21 protein-coding genes are annotated in these 21,381 nt (G+C 69.1%); 16 read left to right on the plus strand and 5 right to left on the minus strand.

What is annotated here, in order from left to right:
* Positions 1-54: 54 nt before the first annotated feature.
* The gene (locus tag AUL35_RS18795) at positions 55-411 is read left to right on the plus strand and encodes a hypothetical protein (protein WP_062017694.1); all 357 of its coding nucleotides are present in this window, start codon (positions 55-57) and stop codon (positions 409-411) included.
* 18 nt (positions 412-429) lie between these two features.
* Here the strand turns inward: AUL35_RS18795 and AUL35_RS18800 are convergent, their stop codons facing one another.
* Entirely contained in the window at positions 430-2,190 is a 1,761-nt protein-coding gene (locus tag AUL35_RS18800) for an ABC transporter transmembrane domain-containing protein (protein WP_062017762.1), read from the minus strand.
* A gap of 249 nt (positions 2,191-2,439) precedes the next feature.
* Here AUL35_RS18800 and rpmE point away from each other — a divergent pair, with 249 nt between their 5' ends.
* Complete coding sequence (rpmE, locus tag AUL35_RS18805) at positions 2,440-2,661, plus strand: 50S ribosomal protein L31 (protein ID WP_062017696.1); 222 nt, start codon at positions 2,440-2,442, stop codon at positions 2,659-2,661.
* A gap of 174 nt (positions 2,662-2,835) precedes the next feature.
* On the opposite strand, the gene AUL35_RS18810 is transcribed toward rpmE, so the two are convergent.
* Positions 2,836-3,354: a DUF1465 family protein gene (locus AUL35_RS18810; protein WP_062017697.1), complete on the minus strand. Its 519-nt coding sequence runs from the start codon at positions 3,352-3,354 to the stop codon at positions 2,836-2,838.
* A gap of 357 nt (positions 3,355-3,711) precedes the next feature.
* Here AUL35_RS18810 and AUL35_RS18815 point away from each other — a divergent pair, with 357 nt between their 5' ends.
* Both AUL35_RS18815 and AUL35_RS18820 read left to right on the plus strand, forming a co-directional pair.
* Entirely contained in the window at positions 3,712-4,701 is a 990-nt protein-coding gene (locus AUL35_RS18815; protein WP_062017699.1) for an NAD(P)H-quinone oxidoreductase, read from the plus strand.
* A 131-nt stretch (positions 4,702-4,832) separates the two neighbouring features.
* Complete coding sequence (locus tag AUL35_RS18820; protein ID WP_062017701.1) at positions 4,833-5,528, plus strand: DUF1013 domain-containing protein; 696 nt, start codon at positions 4,833-4,835, stop codon at positions 5,526-5,528.
* Between the two features lie 68 nt (positions 5,529-5,596).
* Here the strand turns inward: AUL35_RS18820 and AUL35_RS18825 are convergent, their stop codons facing one another.
* Entirely contained in the window at positions 5,597-6,412 is an 816-nt protein-coding gene (locus tag AUL35_RS18825) for an SDR family oxidoreductase (protein WP_062017703.1), read from the minus strand.
* Entirely contained in the window at positions 6,399-8,276 is a 1,878-nt protein-coding gene (locus AUL35_RS18830) for a glycoside hydrolase family 15 protein (protein ID WP_244493831.1), read from the minus strand. Before AUL35_RS18830 ends, AUL35_RS18825 begins: the two co-directional genes overlap by 14 nt.
* Before the next feature lie 222 nt (positions 8,277-8,498).
* Between AUL35_RS18830 and AUL35_RS18835 the strand changes: the two genes are divergently transcribed.
* The 12 genes from AUL35_RS18835 (at position 8,499) to AUL35_RS18890 (ending at position 20,015) form a co-directional block, all read left to right on the plus strand.
* The gene (locus AUL35_RS18835) at positions 8,499-9,500 is read left to right on the plus strand and encodes a hypothetical protein (protein WP_156418074.1); all 1,002 of its coding nucleotides are present in this window, start codon (positions 8,499-8,501) and stop codon (positions 9,498-9,500) included.
* 13 nt (positions 9,501-9,513) lie between these two features.
* Positions 9,514-10,785 carry an ATP-binding protein gene (locus AUL35_RS18840; RefSeq protein WP_062017707.1) on the plus strand — a complete coding sequence of 424 codons (1,272 nt, stop codon included), beginning with the start codon at positions 9,514-9,516 and terminating at the stop codon, positions 10,783-10,785.
* Positions 10,786-11,011: 226 nt separating this feature from the next.
* Entirely contained in the window at positions 11,012-11,989 is a 978-nt protein-coding gene (locus AUL35_RS18845; RefSeq protein ID WP_082666461.1) for a PstS family phosphate ABC transporter substrate-binding protein, read from the plus strand.
* A gap of 135 nt (positions 11,990-12,124) precedes the next feature.
* Positions 12,125-13,609 (plus strand): phosphate ABC transporter permease subunit PstC, encoded by a 1,485-nt coding sequence (pstC, locus tag AUL35_RS18850; RefSeq protein WP_062017711.1) that lies wholly within the window; start codon positions 12,125-12,127, stop codon positions 13,607-13,609.
* Positions 13,606-14,934: a phosphate ABC transporter permease PstA gene (gene pstA / locus AUL35_RS18855; RefSeq protein WP_062017713.1), complete on the plus strand. Its 1,329-nt coding sequence runs from the start codon at positions 13,606-13,608 to the stop codon at positions 14,932-14,934. Before pstC ends, pstA begins: the two co-directional genes overlap by 4 nt.
* A 13-nt stretch (positions 14,935-14,947) precedes the next feature.
* Positions 14,948-15,757: a phosphate ABC transporter ATP-binding protein PstB gene (gene pstB, locus AUL35_RS18860; RefSeq protein WP_062017766.1), complete on the plus strand. Its 810-nt coding sequence runs from the start codon at positions 14,948-14,950 to the stop codon at positions 15,755-15,757.
* Between the two features lie 47 nt (positions 15,758-15,804).
* Entirely contained in the window at positions 15,805-16,533 is a 729-nt protein-coding gene (phoU, locus tag AUL35_RS18865) for a phosphate signaling complex protein PhoU (RefSeq protein WP_062017715.1), read from the plus strand.
* Positions 16,534-16,541: 8 nt separating this feature from the next.
* Positions 16,542-17,279: a phosphate regulon transcriptional regulator PhoB gene (gene phoB, locus AUL35_RS18870; RefSeq protein WP_062017717.1), complete on the plus strand. Its 738-nt coding sequence runs from the start codon at positions 16,542-16,544 to the stop codon at positions 17,277-17,279.
* Between the two features lie 156 nt (positions 17,280-17,435).
* Positions 17,436-17,684, plus strand: coding sequence for a hypothetical protein (locus AUL35_RS18875; RefSeq protein WP_062017719.1), 249 nt, complete (start codon positions 17,436-17,438; stop codon positions 17,682-17,684).
* A gap of 80 nt (positions 17,685-17,764) precedes the next feature.
* Positions 17,765-17,977: a hypothetical protein gene (locus AUL35_RS18880; protein WP_062017721.1), complete on the plus strand. Its 213-nt coding sequence runs from the start codon at positions 17,765-17,767 to the stop codon at positions 17,975-17,977.
* A 96-nt stretch (positions 17,978-18,073) separates the two neighbouring features.
* Positions 18,074-19,384 (plus strand): O-antigen ligase, encoded by a 1,311-nt coding sequence (locus AUL35_RS18885; protein ID WP_062017723.1) that lies wholly within the window; start codon positions 18,074-18,076, stop codon positions 19,382-19,384.
* Positions 19,385-19,643: 259 nt separating this feature from the next.
* The gene (locus AUL35_RS18890) at positions 19,644-20,015 is read left to right on the plus strand and encodes a helix-turn-helix domain-containing protein (RefSeq protein ID WP_082666459.1); all 372 of its coding nucleotides are present in this window, start codon (positions 19,644-19,646) and stop codon (positions 20,013-20,015) included.
* 42 nt (positions 20,016-20,057) lie between these two features.
* Here the strand turns inward: AUL35_RS18890 and AUL35_RS18895 are convergent, their stop codons facing one another.
* Entirely contained in the window at positions 20,058-21,221 is a 1,164-nt protein-coding gene (locus AUL35_RS18895) for a M20 aminoacylase family protein (RefSeq protein ID WP_062017727.1), read from the minus strand.
* Between the last annotated feature and the right edge of the window lie 160 nt (positions 21,222-21,381).

Genomic DNA, 21,381 nt, shown 5'->3' on the forward strand with positions numbered 1-21,381 from the left:
GGCTGACAGGGGGAGCGCCTAGAACGGGTCCGTCGAACCCGAACGGAGCCTTCCATGACCCCTTATGTCCTCTTCTACGTCGAGAGTCCCGAAGCCACGGCGGCCGCGCTCGAGACGGTTCTCGGCACCCCGCCCGTCGAGGTCTCGGCGACCTTCGTGCTCTTCGTCGTCAACGGGGTGCGGCTCGGCCTGTGGCGCCGGGACGGCGTGCGGCCGACGCCGGAGGGGCACGGCGTGAACGGTGAGATCGCGATGGCGGTCGCCGCGCGCGAGGACGTGGAGGGCCATCACGCCGCCTGGTTAGCGAAGGGGCTGCCGGTCCTCCAAGAGCCCGAGGAGATGGACTTCGGCTACACCGCGACCGTCGCGCTGCCCGTCCCGTTGCGCGTGCGGGTGTTTCATCCGGGCTGACGGAACCTGTACCCGTGCCTACTCGGCGGCGGGGCGCATGCCCTGGCTGAACTGCAGCTCGGCGAGACGGGCGTAGAGCCCGCCACGCGCGACCAGGGCCGCGTGCGTGCCCTCCTCGACGATCCGCCCGCCGTCGATGACGAGGATGCGGTCCGCCTTGAGGATGGTCGCGAGGCGGTGGGCGATGACGAGCGTCGTGCGGCCCTCCATCAGCCGCTCCAGCGCGCGCTGGACCAGAACCTCGCTCTCGGCGTCGAGCGCCGAGGTCGCCTCGTCGAGAAGAAGGATCGGGGCGTCGCGCAGAACCGCGCGCGCGATCGCGAGCCGCTGGCGCTGGCCGCCGGAAAGCGTGACGCCCCGCTCGCCGATCGCGGTGTCGAAGCCCTGCGGCATGGCGCGCACGAAGCCGGCGGCGTGCGCCGTCTCGGCGGCGCGCTCGACGTCGGCCGCGCTCGCGCCCTCGACGCCGAAGCCGATGTTGTCGCGCACCGTGCCCGCGAAGACCACCGCCTCCTGCGGCACGAGCGCCATGCGGCGGCGCAGATCGTGCAGGTCCGCCTGGCGGATGTCGACGCCGTCGACGAGGATGCGACCGCCGAGCGGATCGTAGAAGCGCTCCAGAAGCGCGAAGACCGTGGACTTGCCGGCCCCCGACGGCCCGACCAGGGCGACCGTCTCGCCGGGTCGCACCTCGAAGCTGAGCGCCTCCAGCGTCGGGGCGGAGGCGCCGCCGGTCGGATAGCGGAACGACACGTTCTCGAAGCGTACGGAGCCGAGGGCGCGGGCGGGAAGGGGGGCGCGCGAGGCGGGCGAACGGATTTCTGGCTCCTCCGCCAGAAGCTCGCTCAAGCGGTCTGCCGCGCCGGCGGCCGCCGTCAGGTCGTTCCAGACCTCGGACAGCTGGCCGAGCGAGGAGGCCGCGAAGACCGCGTAGAACAGGAACTGGCCGAGCGTTCCCGCCGTCATCGTGCCCGCAACGACGCGCCCCGCCCCCACCCAGAGCACGGCGACGATCGAGAAGGTGATCAGGAAGATCGCAAAGGCCGTCAGGAAGGCGCGCGCCACGACCGAGCGCCGCGCGGCCTCGAAGGCCTCGTCCGCCGCCTGCCCGAAGCGGGCCGTGGCGATGGGTTCGGCCGTGAAGGCCTGGACGATGCGCGAGGCGGCGATCGCCTCGCCGGCATAGGCGCTGGCGTCGGCGAGGCGGTCCTGCGCGGCGCGCGAGCGGGCGCGCACGGAGCGGCCGAAGGCGATGAGCGGGCCGATGATCAACGGGATCGCCGCGATCACGATCACCGACAGGCCGGGACTGGTCCAGGCCATCATGGCGACGGCGCCGACGAAGAGGATGGCGTTGCGCAGCGCCAACGAGGCGGTCGCGCCGACGGCGGACTTGATCTGGGTCGTGTCGGCGGTGAGGCGCGAGACGATCTCGCCCGACAGGTTCCGGTCGTAGAAGCCGGGCGAGAGCTTCAGCACATGGGCGAAGACGTCGCGGCGCAGGTCCGCCACCACGCGCTCGCCGATCGTGATCACGAAATAGTAGCGGCCCGCGCTCGCGACCGCCAGAACCGCCGACAGGACGGCGAGCATCGCGAAATAGGTGTCGATGAAGGTCGTGCCGCCCGAGAAGCCGTGGTCGACCACGCGCCGCACGGCGATCGGCAGACTGAGCGTCGTCAGCGAGGCGAGAAGCAGGAAGACGAGGGCGCCCGCCACGAGCTTGCGCTGGCGCAGGACATAGGGCCAGAGGCGGCGCAGCGGCGACAGGCGGCGCATCGGCGACCGGCCGCGCGCGGGCTCGGCCGAGGCTTCGGGCGGCGTGGCTTCGGGCTGGATCTCTGGCAAGCTTCGCGTCACCGCCGGGGCGGGCCTTGTCTCTCTTGGGGGACGCATGTATAGGCTCGCCCCTGATTTTGAAAGCGATCGCGCTTCCTCTTCCATCACATCGCGGGGTGCCGCGCGGCTGAGCCGCAGGTGTCCGGTCGGGATGGTCGGTCGCGAAAGCCAGCCAGAGAGGACCGCCCCGTGAAGGCCAACATCCATCCCGACTACCACACCATCACCGTGGTGATGACCGACGGCACCGAGTACCAGACCCGCTCGACCTACGGCGCGGCGGGCGACAAGCTCAACCTCGACATCGACCCGAACTCGCACCCGGCCTGGACCGGCGGCAACCAGAACATGCTGGACCGCGGCGGCCGCGTGTCGCGCTTCAAGAAGCGCTACGAGGGTCTCGGCATCTAAGCCGATCCGCTTCAAGCGAATGCAAGAAAAGCCCGGCCGCCGCGCCGGGCTTTTTTGTGGCCGGAAACCCGCACCGTGCGGGGCCGCCTCATGCGCAACGAAAAAGGGCCGGCGATCGTCGCCGGCCCTTCGGGTCGTCTCGTCGGGGTGGGGATCGGGCGGCTGCCGCGCCGTTCAGCGTCCGAAGGCGGTGCGCAGCAGGTCGATCTGCTCGGCCACCGGGTTGCCGGCCTCCTCCTCGTCCGGCCGGCCGTAGATCTCGCGGTCGAGAAGCGCGATGCGCCGCTCCAGCATGATCGCGCGATCCACCAGCGAGCGGAAGTCCTCCGGCAGGTCCGCGTAGAAGGGGGAATCGACGCCCGAGCCGACGCCGTCGAGCTTCACCTTGACCTTCTCGGCCTCGACCTGGGCGCGCGACATGTCGCCCTGGTTGGCGGCACGCTGAAGCAGGAGCCACGAGGCGATCTGCATGAGGCGCGTCGTCAGGCGCATCGATTCGGCGGCATAGAGCGTCGAGGCGCCCTTGGAGATGGTGCGCGCGGCGCGCCGGCCGTCGCCGTCGAGATAGGCGGCCGTCTCGTCGACCAGCGTCATGCCCTCGTCGAAGATCGGCTGGAAGGAGGCGGAAAAGGCCAGACGTTCGGCCAGTCGAACGGTCCGCTTTCCCTCGCTCTGCTCGATCTGGACTGTCATGGGGGCGTAAACCGATCTGGCGTGGATTCGTTGCGCGACGCGGGCATGCGAAAACAGGCCCGACGTTCCGACTGGCGCGAAAATCTACGCTTCGTCCCGCCGGCGCAAGCCACCCGGACGGGCCTTGGTTAACGCGACCGAGATCCTGCCCGGACCTTCGAAAAAAGAGAGCCGCGCGAAGCGGCTCTTCAAGTTCAACAGGGAGGCGTCGACAACCCGAAAGGATCGCCATCCAAACCAAAATCTGGACTGCCGCGAGTTTCGCGCGGAATGGTGAAGAGGGGGTTAACAGCGCGCCGCGCCGCCCTTTCTTTCCCCGCAGGCGCCGGCCGGCGCGCAAGGCAGGGAATGGTTGCGATGAGCGAACGGGAGATGGATGTCGTCGGCATCGAGGGAGCGGGCGGCGGTCCCGAGGTGCTGCGGCTGCGCCGGGAGCCGATCCCGCGTCCCGGTTCCGGCGAGGTCCTGATCCGGGTCGAGGCGGCCGGCGTCAACCGGCCCGACGTCCTGCAGCGCCTCGGCCACTACCCGCCGCCGAAGGGCGCGCCAGACTGGCCGGGGCTGGAGGTGGCGGGAACCGTCGAGGCCGTGGGCGAGGGCACCGGGCGCCACAAGCCGGGCGACCGGGTGATGGCGCTCCTGCCGGGCGGCGGCTATGCGCGGTTCGCTCTTGCGCCGGAGGGCAGCGTGCTGTCGATCCCCGGCGGGCTTGACGCGGTCCACGCCGCAGCGATTCCCGAGACCTTCTTCACCGTCTGGCACAACGTCTTCCAGCGCGGCGCGCTCAAGGCCGGCGAGCGCTTCCTCGTGCATGGCGGAACGTCGGGCATCGGGACGGTCGCGATCCAGCTCGCCCATGCGCGGGGGGCGTGCGTCGCGACCACGGTCGGCGGCCCAGAAAAGGCGGAGGCCGCGCGCCGGCTCGGCGCGGAACTCGCGATCGACTACCGGCGCGAGGACTTCGTGGAGCGGCTGCGCGACTGGGGCGGTGTCGACCTGACGCTCGACATGGTGGGCGGCGACTACCTGCCGCGAAACCTTCAGGTCGCCGCGCCCGAGGGGCGCATCGTGCAGATCGCCACGCTTCGCGGCCAGCGTGCCGAGATCGACCTCTCGCTCGTCATGACCAAGCGCCTGACGCTGACCGGCTCGACGCTGCGGGCGCGCGACGCCGCCTTCAAGGCGCAGATCGCGCGTGAACTCGAGCGCGAGGTCTGGCCGCTTCTGGCGAGCGGCGAGGTCGAGCCGCTGATCGACACGGTCTATCCGTTCTCGCAGGCCGCCAAGGCCCACCAGCACATGGACGACGACCATATCGGCAAGATCGTGCTCGTTCCCGATCCCTAAGGGAACAGCGCCGGATCGATCGATTTGTTGCGAAGACGGGATGCAATGCCTATAGTCCCGCCATTCCCAGATCGCGTGGCCCCCACCACGGCCGGTTCCCAGCGGAGCCGGCGAACAGGAGACGTTCATCCATGGCTCAGCAGCTTCTGATGCCCAAGGCGACCGCCGTCTGGCTGGTCGACAATACTTCGCTGTCCTTCGAACAGATCGCGGAGTTCTGCACGCTTCACCCGCTCGAGGTGAAGGCGATCGCGGACGGCGAGTCGGCGCAGGGCATCAAGGGCATGGATCCGATCATCACGGGCCAGCTGACGCGCGACGAGATCGTGCGCGCCGAGAAGGACGAGAAGTACCGCCTGAAGATCGCCCCGCCCAAGGTCCGCGTGCCCGAGGCCAAGCGCAAGGGGCCGCGCTACACGCCCGTCTCCAAGCGCCAGGACCGGCCCAACGCGATCCTCTGGCTGGTGCGCAACCACCCCGAGCTGAAGGATCCGCAGATCTCCCGCCTGGTGGGCACGACCAAGCACACGATCGAGCAGATCCGCGAGCGCTCGCACTGGAACTCGGCGAACCTGCAACCGATGGACCCGGTGACGCTGGGGCTGTGCTCGCAGATCGACCTCGACCTCGAGGTCGAGAAGGCCTCGCGCGGCATGCCCCGGCCCGAGGTCGAGGCCGAGGAGGAGCGCCTCCTCTCCGCCGCCCAGACCCAGAGCTACCGCGCCCCGCGCGAGGACCCGGAGGAGCTGGACGCGGCCGCCGTCTTCGCCAAGCTCACCTCGATGCGCCGCACCGAGCCCGAGGACGAGGAAGACCAGCTCGGCTGACCGCCCGACGTCGTGAAACAAAAAAGGCGACCCGCGGGTCGCCTTTTTCTTTGATGGCTCTCGTCCCGTCAGCCGTTGCCGCGAAACTCGGGATAGAGCGTCATGCCGCCGTCCACGAAGAGGGTCTGGCCGGTCATGTAGTCGGAGGCGTCCGAGGCGAGGAAGCCGACGACCCGCGCCACATCCACCGGGTCGCCGACCCGGCCCGACGGGATCAGCTTGAGCATGGCGTCGAGGCCGCCCGGCGCCTCGCGCGCCACCTTGTTGATGTCGGTCGCGATCGCGCCCGGGCCGACCGCGTTGACGCGAATGCCCTCGCAGGACACCTCCTGCGCGATGGATTCCATGAGAAGCTTCACGCCGCCCTTGGAGGCCGCGTAGTTCACGTGGAAGGCCCAGGGAATGACCTGATGGACCGAGGAATCGAAGATCAGCTTGCCGAGCGCCCGGCTGACCTCGGGGCGGCGGCCCTTCTTGCGGAAGCGCCGCACGGCCTCGCGCCCGATCAGGAAGGCGCCCGTCAGGTTGGTGTTGATCACCGTGTTCCAGTCGTTCAGCGTCATGTCGGCGAGCTTGGCGTCGCGCTGGAGGCCGGCGTTCGAGACCACGATGTCGATCGGCCCGAACCGGCTCTCGGTCTCGTCGAACATGGCGATGACGTCGCCTTCCGCGCCGACGTCGGCCTGCACCTTGAAGGAGCGGCGGCCCATGGCGACGATGTCGTCCACCGTCGCCTGCGCGTCCCGCTCGGCGCCGTGGTAGTTCACCACGACGTCGGCGCCCCGGCTGGCCAGCTCCTTGGCGATCGCCTCGCCGATCCCCGACGACGAGCCGGTGACGATGGCGGTTTGGCCGTGGAGGGAGTTGAGGTCAGTAGACGCCATCGGGGTCCTCGATCATCTGGTGATGGAAGTTGGCGGGGTCGTCGCTCGCGCTGTTGAGAGCGCGGTCGAGCCAGATCGCCGCCGAGATCAGGGACAGGTGGGTCAGTCCCTGCGGGAAGTTGCCGAGATGGTCGCCCGACGACGACAGTTCCTCGGAGTAGAGGCCGAGATGATTGGCGTAGGCGTGGAGCTTCTCGAAGAGAAGCCGCGCCTCGGCGACGTATCCGGTGCGCGCCAGCGCCTCGACATACCAGAAGGAGCAGATCGTGAAGGCCCCTTCCTCGCCCTGGAGCCCGTCGGCTTCTTCCGTGTTGAGGTAGCGCTTCACGAGGCAGTCGTGGACGAGGTTGCGGCGCACCGCGTCCAGCGTCGAGGTCCACATCGGGTCGCGCGGATTGATGAACTTGACGAGCGGCATGAGAAGCACGACCGCGTCCAGCGTCTTGCCGCCCTTGTACTGCGTGAAGGCGCCGAGGTCCTTGTTCCAGAACTCCTCGAGGATGGTGCGCTGGATCTTGTCGCGCTCGGTGCGCCAGCGCTCGATGTCGGCGGGCAGGGACTCGTTGTGCGCGATGCGCAGGCCCCGGTCGAGCGCGACCCAGCACATGAGGCGCGACGACAGGTATTCTCGGTCCGGCCCCCGGCTCTCCCAGATGCCCTTGTCGGGCAGGTGCCAGTTGGCGCAGAGCCAGTCCATGAGGCGTGAGAGCTTGAGCCAGACGGCGTAGCTCGGTTTCCCGCGCGCGCGCGTCGAGATGTACACGGCGTCCATGAACTCGCCGAAGATGTCCATCTGGCGCTGCTGGTAGGCGGCGTTGCCGATGCGCACGGGCTTGGAGCCGTCGTAGCCCGACAGGGAGTCGAGCGTCACTTCCGGCAACCGCTCGGCGCCGTCCATGGCGTACATGATGTGGAGGCCCGAGTCCGTGCCGTTGCCGGCCTCGGTCACGCGCTCCATCAGGAAGTGGATGAAGGCCTCCGCCTCGTCGAAGTAGTTGAGGCGCGACAGGGCGTAGAGCGTGAAGGCCGAGTCGCGGACCCAGCAGAAGCGGTAGTCCCAGTTTCGCTCGCCTCCCACCACCTCGGGCAGGCCGAACGTGCCGGCCGCCGCGATCGAGCCGTTGCGCGCCGAGGTCAGGAGCTTGAGCGTGAGCGCGGAGCGCACCACGAGTTCCCGCCAGTAGACGGGGTAGGAGCCCTGCGCGACCCAGCGGTGCCAGAAGTCGCGCGTGGTCGTGAAGGCGCAGGCCACGTAGTCGCGGTTGAGCGGGGGCGCGCCCTCGCGGTTGGGGCACATGACCACGTAGGCCGTCTCGCCCTGCCGCAGGTCGCGGTGGCCGACCACGTCCTCGCCCTGGATCTCGAACTCGAACGATGTCAGGAAATGCACCTCGTCGCGCACGCCGTCGGCCTCGCGCCGCCAGGACACGGCGCAGCCCCCCTGGATGGGGCGGATCTCGGGCTTCGCGCCGCCATATTCGGGACGCGGCGAGACGAGGAGCGAGAAGCGCATGTCGCCCAGCACCGCCTTGGCGCGGCGCACGATGCGGCCCGACCCGTCGAGCGGCATGAAGTCCGACACCTCGCCGATGCCGCTGTCGCCCAGGAAGCGGGTGATCAGGATGTTGGTGTCGGGCAGGTAGATCTGGCGGAACTTCAGCCCGTCCTTGTCGACCCAGAGCCGGAACTCGCCCCCGCGCTGCGGATCGAGCAGGCCGCAGAAGAGGCTCGGGCTGTCGATGTTGGGATGGCAGAGGAAGTCGATCGAGCCGTTCTGCGCCACCAGCGCCAGCGTGTTCATGTCCCCGATCACGCCGTGTTCCGAGATCAGGTTGGGGACGGCGTGGGGATGGTTGGACGACATGGACGCGCGCGGCCTCGACTGATCGGGAGCGGGAAGATTGGTCGCACGCCCGTTTCGTCCAGCAGCGCGGCCACCCGGCGGGCAGGCGGCGACTGATTGCGGGTGCCGCCGCCATCCGGTATCCAGCGGGGCACGCCCGAACCTGGGCGTCGCAGGAAGGCGCGTTTCACCTCGGGCGCAAGGTTTCGAGGGCGCGGTCGGCAGGCAGGGCCGGGAGTCAGCATGAGCGCGATGGAAGACAGCCTGCGGCGGGCCCTGGAAGCGGGCGACACGCGCGATCCGGGCTTTCGCGAAAGCATCTACGCGGCGTCCGAGCGCGCCCTGGAGCGCATGCTGGAGACGCGCGGCTCGGACGAGGCCGAGGCGCTGCAGCAGCGCCGTCAGCTTGCCGAGACGATCAACCGCGTCGAGGCCGAGTATGCCGCCGAGGGGCCGCTGACGGAGACGCAGCCGGCCGGCCCCGCGCCCGCCGCCGACACCGCCTTCCCCGACGACGAGGCCGCCGGATACGCCCGCGAGCCACGCGCCTACGAGCCCGAAAGCGCCTACGCTGCCGAGACCACGGGAGACGAGGAACCGGACGAATGGCGGCCGGGGACAGCCGGCGCGGTGCCGCCGAAGGCCGCGCGGCGTGGCGCCCAGTCGCCCTTCGCCGTGCCGCTCCTGGCGATCGCGCTCGCGATCCTTCTCGGCCTCCTCGCCTATTTCGTGGGCGGCCTCCTGCGCGGCGACGGGCCGGCGGCGACGTCCCCTGCCGCCGATCAGAGCGCCGAGCTTCCGGCGCTCAACTGGATCGACATCTTCAACGGCGACAATCTCCAGGCGCTGTCCACGCCCAACGGCGGGCGCGTCGAGACGGTCGCGCGCGATGACGGGCGCAGCGCGGTCCGCGCCAGCGGGCCTTCGGGCGGCGAGGGCGAGATCGAGGTCGGCATCGGTCCGGGCGTGACGCGCGAGCTCGCCGGCCGCAACATCCGCATCGAGCTCACCGCAGGCTCGCCCGACGGAACATCGCGCGAGTTCGGCGTGCGCTGCCTCTTCGGCGGCGCCAGCACCTGCGACCGGCAGCGCTTCACCACGTCCATGAGCGAGGAAGCCTTCGTCTTCGACGTCGCGGTTCCCCCGGGCCTCGCCTCGGGCGGCAGCCTCGCCCTGTCGACCGGCCTCGACGGCACGGCAAGCGACGTCGACATCTACCGCGTGCGCATCCTGCGCCTGTCCTGACGGGAGCCCCGCCATGGAGGGGGAGGGCGAGGAGCGAAGACGGCGCGACTGGAGCGCCCTGCCGGCCGTCCTGATCCTGGCGGCGGGACTGCTTCTGGACACGGCGCTCGGCGGCGCGCTGCCGCGCGAGGCCGGGCTGGCGATCCTCGCGCTCGGCCTCCTGGCCTACGGCCTCAGCGGCCTCTGGCGCCGCCGCCGGCCGGCGGGGGGGCCGACGGCGCGGGTGCGCACGAGCACCGTCTGGCCGGACGCGGGCATGCGTGGCGTAGTGGAGGCCGTGCGCGAGCCGGCCTTTCTCGTCGACCGCACGCTGGCGCTGCGCTTTCGCAACGACGTCTCGCTCACACCTTTCGGGGCGATCGCCCCGGGCGATCCCATCTCGCTGCGCTTCCGCTCGCCCGACCTTCTGCAGGCGATGGAGGCGGCGGTGGCGACCGGCGAGGCGCAGACCACAGAGTTCGCCGAGCGCAGCCCGATCGACCGCTCGTGGCTGGTCGACATCCTGCCGGTGCGCGGCGCCGGCGGCGGGCCGCCGCCCTTTCTCCTCCTTCTCTTTCGCGACCAGACAGCCTCGCGGCGCCTGGAGCGCATGCGCACCGACTTCGTGGCCAATGCGAGCCACGAGCTGCGCACCCCGCTCGCCTCGCTGACCGGCTTCATCGAGACGCTGAAAGGCCCCGCGCGCGAGGACGCAGCCGCGCGGGAGCGCTTTCTCGACATCATGCTCGAACAGTCGCGCCGCATGTCGCGCCTCATCGACGACCTCCTGTCCCTTTCGCGCATCGAGACGCGCCGGCAGCTCCAGGCCGGTGAGCGCGCCGACCTCGCGCAGGTCCTGCGCTCGGTCGCCCACGAGATCGAGCCGCAGGCGCGCGAGGCTGGCGTCGAGCTGACGCTGGTCGGCCTGGATGCCGATCCGATCTGGGTGAACGGCGACACGGACGAGCTGGTGCAGGTCTTCACCAACCTCGCCGAGAACGCGATCAAGTACGGGCGCGACGGCGGCCGGATCGAGATCGGCATCCAGCCCGCGCCCCCGCTCGCCGGCAAGGCACAGGTCGAAGCGCTGGTGCGCGACTTCGGCAAGGGCATCGCCCCGGAGCACCTTCCGCGCCTGACGGAGCGATTCTATCGCGTGGAAGGCAAGACGCGCGAACGCGGCACGGGGCTTGGCCTGTCGATCGTGCGCAACGTCCTGATCCGGCACCGGACGCGCCTCAGAATCGCGTCGGAGCCGGGTGAGGGCGCCACGTTCAGCGTGCGCTTCGACCGGCTGGACGCATAGCGTTTCGATTTTTGGCGCTGGATCAGCGGCTTAGGCTGTCATCAAACGGATACTCGCTTGTCATAGAGAGGTTGCGCCCCCGCATTAGAGCGTTGGCGGAACCCGAGGCGGCCCGGCGCGGTGCGCGGCTCGGTTCGCTCTCGAAACTCCATGACGGAGAGATCCCTTGCTGAAGACCACGCTCGCCGCGCTCGCGCTCGGCACCGCCCTGGCCGCCACCTCCGCGATGGCCCAGAACGCCCAGCCGATCCAGATCGCCGGCTCCTCGACCGTTCTGCCCTACGCCCAGATCGTGGCCGAGAACTTCGGCGAAGTGTATCCCGACTATCCTACCCCGGTTGTGGAGTCGGGCGGCACGGGCGCCGGCCTCAAGCAGTTCTGCTCGGGCGTCGGCCCGGACACGATCGACGTCGCGAACGCCTCGCGCCCGATCAGCGCCTCCGAGAAGAAGACCTGCATGGACAACGGCGTGACCGACATCCAGGAGGTCAAGTTCGGCTATGACGGCATCGTCTTCGCCACCGCCGCCGGCGGCTCGGACTGGAAGCTGACGCCGACCGACGTCTTCAAGGCGCTCGGCGCCAAGATGGTCGTGGACGGCAAGCTCGTCGACAATCCGAACAAGACCTGGAAGTCGGTCAACGACTCGCTGCCCGACTGGAACATCGCCGCCTATATCCCGGGCTCGAAGCACGGCACGCGCGAGGTCTTCGAGACCAAGCTGATCGAGGCCGGCTGCAAGGCCACCGGCACGCTCGACGCCCTGAAGGCTTCCGGCATGGACGAGAAGGCCGCGGGCGCCGCCTGCCTCCAGGTCCGCAAGGACGGCGCGGCGGTCGACATCGACGGCGACTACACCGAGACGCTGGCCCGCATCGACGCCAACAAGCAGGGCGTGGGCGTGTTCGGCCTGGCCTTCTACGAGCAGAACCAGGACAAGCTGAAGGTCGCGACGGTCAACGACATCGTGCCCTCGGTCGAGACCATCTCCACCGGCAAGTACCCCGTGTCGCGCCCGCTCTTCTTCTACGTGAAGAAAGCGCATATCGGCGTGGTGCCGGGCCTCAAGGAATATGCGGACTTCTTCCTGTCCGAGCAGATGATCGGCCCCGACAGCCCGCTCGCCACCTACGGCCTCGTGCCCGCCCCCGACGCCGAGCGCGAGACCTATCGCGCCGACTTCGACGCCGGCAAGACCATGTGATGCCGAAGGGTCTCGCCGGGCTCCGCGCCCGGCGGGATCCGCCGTCTTCGGCACGGGGCGCGCCCGCTGCGCCCCGTGCCGCTCCATCGTTTCCCTTGAGGGCGGCTCGGCCGCTTCCTATAGCCGGGAGCCAACATGTCGTCCTTAGCGATCCTCGTGGTCTCGCTTCTGATCGCGCTCGGGGGTGCCTTCCTGGGCGCGCGCCGCAGCGCGGCGCTGCGACCGGGACCCGGCGAGAAGCTGCATTCGCGCCCCGTCTACCACGGGGCCTTTGTCTTCGTGTGGTCGGCTCTTCCGGCGCTGGTCGTGCTGATCGCGGCCTCGGTGGCCGGGCCGATCATCGCGGAAGGTCCGGTCCGCCAGGCGGTCGAGGACAGCGCGCCGGGCGGCGCGGTGCCGCCGAGCGTCCGCGCCCAGCTCATCGATGCCCTGGCCTCCGGCATGCGCGTCCTGCCGGCCGACGAGTTCGCGAGCGTCGACGGCCTGCCGCTCAATGAGGTCGTGCCGCTTCTCCAGCGCCGGGGCGTCGCCATCGCCACCGCGACCGATGACGCGATGGTGCGCCCGGCCGCCGCCAAGGTGCGCATCGAGAACACGGTGCAGACCGGCAAGGCGATCCTCACGATCCTCGCCGCGCTGGCCGGCGCGGCCCTCGGCCTCAAGCGCATCGCGCCGCGCCTTCGCGCCCGCAACCAAGTCGAGATCGTGGTCCGCGCGATCCTGATCCTCTGCTCCATGATCGCGATCGTCACGACCATCGGCATCATCCTGTCGATGCTGTCGGAGACGATCGAGTTCTTCCACCGCGTCGAGCCGTCGAGCTTCTTCTTCGGCACGGTCTGGGACCCGCGCTTCGCCGCCGCCGGTTCCACGGGCGAGGCGGGCCAGTTCGGCCTCATCCCGCTTCTGGCCGGCACGCTCTACATCGCCTTCGTCGCCATGCTCTTCGCCGTGCCCGTCGGCCTGTTCGCGGCGATCTACATGGCCGAATACGCCAAGCCGCGCACCCGCTCGGTGGTGAAGCCGCTCCTCGAGGTGCTCGCTGGCATCCCGACCATCGTCTACGGCTTCTTCGCGCTCGTGACGGTCGGTCCCTTCCTTCGCGACGTCTCGGCCCAGATCAACGGCCTCGTCACGGGTGACTACACCAACTTCATCCAGGCCCAGTCGATCCTGACGGCGGGGCTCGTGATGGGCATCATGCTGATCCCCTTCGTGTCGTCGCTGTCCGACGACATCATCACCGCCGTGCCGCGATCCCTGCGCGACGGCTCGCTGGGCCTCGGCGCCACGCGCTCCGAGACCATCAAGCGCGTCGTCCTGCCGGCGGCCCTGCCGGGCATCGTCTCGGCGCTGCTTCTGACCGCCTCGCGCGCCATCGGCGAGACCATGATCGTGGTCCTGGCGGCGGGCGTCGCCGCCCGCCTGACGCTCAACCCCTTCGAGGCGATGACCACCGTCACGGTAAAGATCGTCAACCAGCTGACGGGCGACCTCGAGTTCAACTCGCCCCAGACGCTGGTGGCCTTCGCCCTCGGCATCACCCTCTTCGTGATCACGCTCGGGCTCAACATCATCGCCCTCAGCATCGTTCGCAAATACCGGGAGCAGTACGAATGAGCGACGCGACCTTTCCCGACGCGCCGGTCGCGGCCGCGCCCGGCCGTTCCGCCGCGCGCCGCGACATCGGCCTGAAGCGCCGCTACGCCGCGGAGCGCCGCTTCCGGCTCTATGGCCTCTCCGCGATCCTGATCGGCCTCGTGTTCCTGGCGATCCTCCTGTGGACCGTCGTCGGCCAGGGCTACACGGCCTTCTGGCAGACCGAGATCCGCCTTCCGATCACCTTCTCGCAGAGCGTGATCGACCCGAAGAAGACGGGCGGCAAGGATCTGGCCGCGCTGCGCATCGCCAACTATCCCAAGCTCGCCCAGGACGCGATCGCCCAGAAGCTCGGGATCGACCCCAAGAACCGCACGCAGATGCGCGCGGCGAGCGATCTCGTCTCGCAAGGGGTGCGCACGCAGCTCGCCGGGATCGTCCTGGACGACGTGACCACGATCGGCACGACGCAGGAGATCTGGATCCCCGCCAACTCCACCGTCGACTCGGCGGTGAAGGGCCAGTTCGACCTGTCGATCCCCGAGGAGCGGCGTCCGATCAAGGACCAGCAGCTCCAGTGGATCCGCCAGCTCGAGGCATCGGGCGACCTGCAGCAGCGCTTCAACACGGGCCTCTTCACCTTCGGCGCGTCGAGCCGGGCGGAGACGGCGGGCCTGGGCGTCGCCATCGTCGGCTCGCTCTACATGATGGGCATCGTGCTCGTTCTGGCGCTGCCGATCGGCGTCGCGGCCTCGATCTACCTCGAGGAGTTCGCACCCAAGAACCGGTTCACCGACCTGATCGAGGTGAACATCAACAACCTCGCGGCCGTGCCGTCGATCGTCTACGGCCTGCTGGGCCTTGCGGTCTTCATCAACTGGTTCGGGCTGCCGCGCTCGGCGGCTCTCGTCGGCGGCCTCGTGCTCACGCTGATGACGCTGCCCACCATCATCATCGCGACGCGCGCCGCGCTGAAGGCCGTGCCGCCCTCGATCCGGGCCGCGGCGCTGGGCCTTGGCGCCTCCAAGACGCAGATGGTGTTCCACCACGTCCTGCCGCTCGCCATGCCGGGCATCCTGACCGGCACGATCATCGGCCTCGCCCACGCGCTCGGCGAGACGGCGCCGCTGCTCCTCATCGGCATGGTGGCCTTCGTCGCCGACTATCCGCCGAGCCCGCTCGCCCCCTCCACGGCTCTGCCGGTCCAGATCTACATGTGGGCCAACGAGGCGGAGCGGGCCTTCGTGGAGCGCACGTCGGGCGCTATCATCGTCCTTCTGCTCTTCCTGGCCGTGATGAACATCGCGGCGATCCTTCTTCGCCGCAAGTTCGAACGCCGCTGGTAGGAGCCCACCCATGATGGAACACATGTCCTTGACCGCAGCCAAGCCCACGCAAGCGCCCGCAGCCTTCGCCTCCAAGATGCGGGGCGAGAAGGTCTCGGTCTTCTACAACGCCAAGCAGGCGCTCTTCGACGTCGACCTCGACATTCCCGAGCGCCAGGTCACCGCGCTGATCGGGCCGTCGGGCTGCGGCAAGTCCACCTTCCTGCGCACGCTCAACCGCATGAACGACACGGTCGAGGGCGCCCGTGTCCAGGGCAACATCACGCTCGACGGCGAGAACATTTACGATCCCTCGATCGACGTTGTGGAACTGCGCGCCCGCGTCGGCATGGTGTTCCAGAAGCCCAACCCCTTCCCGAAGTCGATCTACGAGAACGTCTCCTACGGACCGCGCATCCACGGGCTCGCGCGCTCCAAGACCGATCTCGACGAGATCGTCGTCTCGAGCCTGCGTCGCGCCGGCCTGTTCGAGGAGGTCAAGGACCGCCTCCACGAGGCGGGTACGGGCCTGTCGGGCGGCCAGCAGCAGCGCCTGTGCATCGCGCGCGCCATCGCGGTCAGCCCCGAGGTCATCCTCATGGACGAGCCCTGCTCGGCGCTCGACCCGATCGCCACCGCGACCGTCGAGGAGCTGATCGACGAGCTGAAGCAGAACTACACGATCGTGATCGTGACCCACTCCATGCAGCAGGCCGCGCGCGTTTCGCAGCGCACCGCCATGTTCCACTTAGGCAAGATCGTCGAGGTCGGTCCGACCGAGAAGATGTTCCAGAACCCCGACGACAAGCGCACCCAGGACTACATCACCGGCCGCTTCGGCTGACCCGACACGAGACGGCCGGCACCGCGTCGGCAGGGAGGGCATCCCCCATGGAACACCACATCGTTTCCTCCTACGACCAGGAGCTGAAGTTCATCCTGCGCCGCATCTCCGAGATGGGCGGACAGGCCGAACGCATGGTCGAGCAGTCGGTCGCGGCCCTGATCCGCTCCGACTGGGGCCTGGCGCAGGCGGTGGTCGCCGACGACGTCCTGCTCGACGCCGCGCAGCGCGAGCTCGACGAGCGCGCCATCATGACCATCGCCAAGCGCCAGCCGATGGCCCAGGACCTGCGCGAGATCGTCGGCGCGATCCGCATCTCCAACGACCTCGAGCGGATCGGCGATCTCGGCAAGAACATCGCCAAGCGCGTGATCGCGGTCCACGAGCACTCCCAGCCGGTGCAGCTCGTGCGCGGCATCGAGCACCTGTCGGAACTGGCGCTCGGCCAGCTCAAGGACGTGCTCGACGCCTATGCGACGCGCGACCACGTGCGCGCCGAGGCGATCCGCTCGGCCGACGAGGAGATCGACGCGATGTACACGTCGATCTTCCGCGAGCTCCTGACCTACATGATGGAGGACCCGCGCAACATCACCGCCTGCACGCATCTCCTGTTCTCGGCCAAGAACATCGAGCGCATCGGCGACCACGCGACCAACATTGCCGAGACGATCTACTACATCAAGACCGGCAACCAGATGGAGGCCGACCGACCCAAGGGCGACCAGACGACGTCGATCTCGGACGCCACGGTCGCCGGTTCCCAGTCGGCCTGAGGATTGAGATGAGCGCACGTATCGCCGTGGTCGAGGACGAGGAGGCCCTGTCGGTCCTCCTGCGCTACAACCTCGAATCGGAGGGCTACCGCGTCGACACGATCGAACGCGGCGACGAGGCGGACCTGCGCCTCAAGGAGGAGGTGCCCGACCTCCTGATCCTCGACTGGATGCTTCCTGGCCTGTCGGGCGTCGAGCTCTGCCGTCGCCTGCGCACCCGCCCCGAGACCGAGCGCCTGCCGATCATCATGCTGACGGCGCGCGGCGAGGAGTCCGAGCGCGTCCGGGGCCTGTCGGTAGGGGCGGACGACTACGTCGTGAAGCCCTTCTCGACGCCTGAGCTGATGGCCCGGGTGCGGGCGATGCTGCGCCGGGTGAAGCCCGAGCGCATCTCCTCGCAGCTGGTCGCCGGCGACATCGACCTCGACCGCGAGACGCACCGCGTGCGCCGCGCGGGCCGCGAGGTGCGCCTCGGCCCGACGGAGTTCAAGCTCCTGGAGTTCCTGCTCCAGTCGCCGGGCCGCGTCTTCTCGCGCGAGCAGCTTCTCGACGGCGTCTGGGGCCGCGACATCTACGTCGACGAGCGCACCGTGGACGTCCATGTCGGGCGCCTGCGCAAGGCCATCAACCGGGGTCGGCAGCGCGATCCGATCCGCACCGTGCGCGGCGCGGGCTACGCGCTCGACGAGACCTTCTCGGCCGCCCGCGCGCCCGCCCCGCGCAGCCCCGTGCCCGCCGCTCCCTGACGGGCGGCGCCGATTGCGGCTATCGCGGCGCTGCGCCGCGTGCTCCAAGGCGGAAGCCGGCGATGGAGCCGCCCGATCCCGATTCGGACCGCGACCGGGAACCCGCGGCCCCGCCGCCCGCTTCAGACCGTGACCGCGACGATTCAAGGACCTACCATGCTGACCGAAGCCCAGACCGAGGAGATCTCGGAGAAGATCGCCAACCTGTTCCAGGGCATGGACCTGGAGGACGTCGCCAGCATCCTGAAGATCCAGGTCGCCATGCTGGTCACGCAGGGCAGCGACGACGCCGACGGCGCGATCGAGTTCCTCGACGAGATCTACGAGGACGTCGAGCAGATGATCGAGACCTTTCCCTTCGGCGAGGAGGACGAGGACGGCAAGCCGGCGCCCGTCGGCAACTGACCGCGCACGATTTTTTGTGGGAACGAGGTTTCCCCGTCCGGGTTGATCTTGCGACAACCCTGGAACGGAGGACGCCTCCCATGTCCAACATCGAATCCAATATCATCGACCCGCGCGAACCCGCGCCGCCGGACTCGATCGTGCCCCCGAGAGACCATGTCGGCTCGGACGAGGTGCGTGAGCCCGGTCGCAGCTCTCCTCCCATCGAGCGCGACCCGGAGGAGGGTGGCCGGACGCCGGACGATATCGAGCGGGCGCTCGACCATACGCCGATCCTGCCTGTTCCGGCCTGACGGCGGCACCCCTGCCGTCGCGCCTTAACCGGTCGGCAGCCTTCCGGCCCTAGACTTCCCGCGCGGTAGCCTGCCGGCATCGCGCGGGAGAGTTCCATGACGACACTTGCGCCCGAGCGCCGTCTCGCCCCCCACGCGGTAGACCTCGCCGTCCCCTTGCGCACCGCGATCGCCGCCCTGGTCCTCTCCTGCCTGCTCGTCAGCTTCCAGCCTTTCGTCGTGACCTTCGAGGCCAAGACGCCGGACGCCGGAAGCCCGGTTAATCAGCTCGGCTACGGCCTTCTCATGCTGGCGGGCATCCTCTCCCACCTCACCCTGACGCCGCCAGCGCTTCTGCGCCGCATGGCCCATCCGGTCTGGCTGCTGATGGGCTTCTGGCTCGTCTTCGCCTCGTTCCACTCGCCCTGGCCGGACGTCTCGCTGCGCGCCGTCGCCTTCACGCTCGCAGCCATGATCGCCGCGACGGCGGTCTTCGTGCTGCCGCCCGACGCCGGCGCCTTCCGCGTGGCGCTCGCGACCGCCGTGCTGGCCGTTCTCGGCCTCAGCTATGCCGGCATCGTTCTTCTTCCCTCCGCCGCGATCCATCAGGCCGGCGAGCTCGAATCGATCCATGCGGGCCTGTGGCGCGGCATCTACAGCCACAAGAACGTCGCGGGTCCCGTGATGGCCTGCCTTTGCTACGCGGGCTTCTACCTGTTCCGCTGCGGCTGGCGCGGGATCGGCGGCGCAATCGCTCTTCTGTCGGCCTTCTTCGTTCTCGAGACCGGCTCCAAGACGACGCTCGCGCTCCTGCCGGCCGTCGCGCTCCTGGTGCTCGGCGCCCGTCGCATGGGGCGGGTGCCCGCCGTGCTTCTTCTGGCGCTGGCCCTGTCGGCGATGGCCGCCTTCACGCTCGGCACCGTCCTGTCGCCCGCGCTCTACGCCGTCCAGCAGTGGGTACTGCCCGGCACGACGCTGACGGGACGCCTCGATCTCTGGCGCTTCGCGCTCCAGGCGCTGGCCGGGCACGAGTGGCTGGGCATGGGCTTCGACAGCTTCTGGACGACGCCGGCGGTGGCGGCTGCCGAGGTGCCGCTTGGCTCCAGTTGGGATCCCCGGGGCATCGTCAACGCCCATAGCGGCTATCTCGATCTCGTCATCGCCATGGGCTGGCCGGGCCTCGTGTTCGGCCTCCTTCTGATCGTGGCGCTGCCGCTGCGCGACTTCACGCGCGCACGCGCCGACGACGAGGCGAGGCGGCTCGCCGACCTCTTCCTGATGGTGCTTGCCTTCACACTTCTCAACGCTTTCGTGGAGTCCTTCCTGTTCGCGCGCAACGCGCCGGTCTGGATGTTGCTGTGGCTTTCGGTGGCGGGACTGCGGTTCCTGACCCGGCAGCCGCAGGTTGAATCCTCCATCAGGACATGATCAGCAAGACATATCGTGCTGTATTTGGCCGGATCCATTCGCGAGGGTTCCGCGGATATCAGGATTGCGTGCCTTTCAACTGCCACAAACGGTTTCGAGCCTCGGGTTTTCCTGCCTTCGGCTTGAACGGGTTCACAACATTACAAATCAGTCGGGAAGCGTGTGACGGGTTGACAGGCGTCGAAAAAGGTACGCATCGGTTTCCTCTCGCGATCTCGCCGCGCGTATCGTCGCATTCGAATGACCCCGGAGTTTTGTCGTGAAAGTTGAACGTGATCCGATCGATGTGCATGTCGGAAACCGCCTGCGCATCATCAGAACCGCGCGTCGGCTGTCGCTGGAGGAGTTGGGGCGCCGCATCGGCGTCACCTATCAGCAGATCCAGAAGTACGAGACCGGGGCCAACCGCGTGAGCGCCTCGACGCTCTACCGGATCTCGCAGGTCTTCGAGACGACCCCGACCTTCTTCTTCGAGGGGCTCGAGGACAATCGTCCGGAAGAAGAGCCCGCAGCGGCCCGCGAGGCGCTCCAGTCGTCCATCGCGCTCGGCCGAATCGAGGACCAGGAGGTCCGCCGCCGTCTGCGCATGCTGATCGAGGCGCTCGATCCCGGTCTCCACCGCGAGGGATGAAACCGATGCGGCGAGGCGCCTGCGCCTCGCCGCCCGACGGGCTTATTCCAGCGGCAGTGCGCGTTCCGCCAGCGTGAGCCAGTAGGACGAGCCGAAGGGGATGGCCTCGTCGTTGAAGTCGTAGGCGGGGTGGTGGAGACCCGCCGAGGCGCCGTTGCCGACGAAGATGAACGCGCCGGGCCGCTGCTCCAGCATGTAGGAGAAGTCCTCGCCGCCCATCAGCGGAACGGTGTCGCGGTTCACCGCGCTCTCGCCCGCCACCTCGGCCGCGACGTCGGCGCAGAAGGCCGCCTCGCCCGCGTGGTTGAGGGTCACCGGGTAGTTCCGGTCGTAGTCCACCTCGATCTCGACGCCCTGCGCGGCCCCGATGCCGGCGGCGATCTCGCGGATGCGGCGCTCGGCCAGATCGCGCGTGCGGGCCGTCAGCGAGCGCACGGTGCCCGACACGGTCGCGGTCTCGGGGATCACGTTGTGGGCGAAGCCGGCATGGAACTGCGTCACCGACACCACGACGGAATCCAGCGGGTCGACGTTGCGCGAGGCGATCTGCTGCAGCGCCTGCACCAGGGCCGAGCCCGCCAGGATCGGATCGAACCCCTGTTGGGGAATGGCGGCATGGCTGCCGCGACCGCGCAATTGCAGCGTGAACTCGTCGGTCGAGGCCATGATAGGGCCCGGCCGGATCGCGAAATGGCCGAGCGGCAGGCCCGGCAGGTTGTGCATGCCGAAGACCCGGCTGATCGCGAATCGGTCGAGCAGCCCGTCCTCGATCATCGCCTTGGCGCCCGCGCCGCCCTCCTCGGCGGGCTGGAAGATCACGGCGACCGTTCCCCGGAAGCGGCGCGTGGCGGCCAGCGCCTCGGCACCGCCGAGCAGCATCGCCATGTGCCCGTCATGGCCGCAGGCATGCATCGCGTCGGCACGCTCGGAGCGGTAGGGCAGGTCGGCGGCCTCGGCGATCGGCAAGGCGTCCATGTCGGCGCGAAGGCCGACGACCGGTCCGCCCTCACGGCCGTGGATGAGCCCGACGACGCCCGTGCCCCCAATTCCCTCGACCACCTCGTCGCAGCCGATCTCGCGCAGGCGCGCGGCGATGAAGCGGGCCGTGTCGGGCAGGTCGTAGAGGATCTCGGGGATGCGGTGCAGCGCGTGCCGCCACTCGGCGATTTTGGGCGCCTCCGCGGCGATGCGGTTGTTGACGGGCATGAGGACTTCCGGCGATGCCATGAAATGGCGACAAAGGGCCTGTTGATCGGCCTCGGGGCTCCCACCTTGCCACGGAAACGGATCGACTGCGAAGGGGGCGGCTGCGTCGCTCGTCCCAGGCGCGACAAGGCGAGCCGCGAGAATGGCGAACCGCGAGAAT

Origin of the sequence: Aureimonas sp. AU4 (assembly GCF_001463765.1) — a bacterium.
Classification (GTDB): domain Bacteria; phylum Pseudomonadota; class Alphaproteobacteria; order Rhizobiales; family Rhizobiaceae; genus Aureimonas.

What these genes read in the sequence shown, in the direction of transcription:
- AUL35_RS18840 (WP_062017707.1), top strand. Translation starts at nt 9,514, where the DNA reads ATGGAGGGGGAGGGCGAGGAGCGAAGACGGCGCGACTGGAGCGCCCTG.
- pstA (WP_062017713.1), top strand. Translation starts at nt 13,606, where the DNA reads ATGAGCGACGCGACCTTTCCCGACGCGCCGGTCGCGGCCGCGCCCGGC.
- AUL35_RS18885 (WP_062017723.1), top strand. Translation starts at nt 18,074, where the DNA reads ATGACGACACTTGCGCCCGAGCGCCGTCTCGCCCCCCACGCGGTAGAC.
- AUL35_RS18800 (WP_062017762.1), bottom strand. Translation starts at nt 2,190, where the DNA reads ATGCGCCGCCTGTCGCCGCTGCGCCGCCTCTGGCCCTATGTCCTGCGC.
- AUL35_RS18820 (WP_062017701.1), top strand. Translation starts at nt 4,833, where the DNA reads ATGGCTCAGCAGCTTCTGATGCCCAAGGCGACCGCCGTCTGGCTGGTC.
- phoU (WP_062017715.1), top strand. Translation starts at nt 15,805, where the DNA reads ATGGAACACCACATCGTTTCCTCCTACGACCAGGAGCTGAAGTTCATC.
- AUL35_RS18810 (WP_062017697.1), bottom strand. Translation starts at nt 3,354, where the DNA reads ATGACAGTCCAGATCGAGCAGAGCGAGGGAAAGCGGACCGTTCGACTG.
- AUL35_RS18830 (WP_244493831.1), bottom strand. Translation starts at nt 8,276, where the DNA reads ATGTCGTCCAACCATCCCCACGCCGTCCCCAACCTGATCTCGGAACAC.
- phoB (WP_062017717.1), top strand. Translation starts at nt 16,542, where the DNA reads ATGAGCGCACGTATCGCCGTGGTCGAGGACGAGGAGGCCCTGTCGGTC.
- pstC (WP_062017711.1), top strand. Translation starts at nt 12,125, where the DNA reads ATGTCGTCCTTAGCGATCCTCGTGGTCTCGCTTCTGATCGCGCTCGGG.
- AUL35_RS18895 (WP_062017727.1), bottom strand. Translation starts at nt 21,221, where the DNA reads ATGCCCGTCAACAACCGCATCGCCGCGGAGGCGCCCAAAATCGCCGAG.
- AUL35_RS18880 (WP_062017721.1), top strand. Translation starts at nt 17,765, where the DNA reads ATGTCCAACATCGAATCCAATATCATCGACCCGCGCGAACCCGCGCCG.
- AUL35_RS18875 (WP_062017719.1), top strand. Translation starts at nt 17,436, where the DNA reads ATGCTGACCGAAGCCCAGACCGAGGAGATCTCGGAGAAGATCGCCAAC.
- AUL35_RS18825 (WP_062017703.1), bottom strand. Translation starts at nt 6,412, where the DNA reads ATGGCGTCTACTGACCTCAACTCCCTCCACGGCCAAACCGCCATCGTC.
- AUL35_RS18835 (WP_156418074.1), top strand. Translation starts at nt 8,499, where the DNA reads ATGAGCGCGATGGAAGACAGCCTGCGGCGGGCCCTGGAAGCGGGCGAC.
- pstB (WP_062017766.1), top strand. Translation starts at nt 14,948, where the DNA reads ATGGAACACATGTCCTTGACCGCAGCCAAGCCCACGCAAGCGCCCGCA.
- AUL35_RS18795 (WP_062017694.1), top strand. Translation starts at nt 55, where the DNA reads ATGACCCCTTATGTCCTCTTCTACGTCGAGAGTCCCGAAGCCACGGCG.
- AUL35_RS18815 (WP_062017699.1), top strand. Translation starts at nt 3,712, where the DNA reads ATGAGCGAACGGGAGATGGATGTCGTCGGCATCGAGGGAGCGGGCGGC.
- AUL35_RS18845 (WP_082666461.1), top strand. Translation starts at nt 11,012, where the DNA reads ATGGCCCAGAACGCCCAGCCGATCCAGATCGCCGGCTCCTCGACCGTT.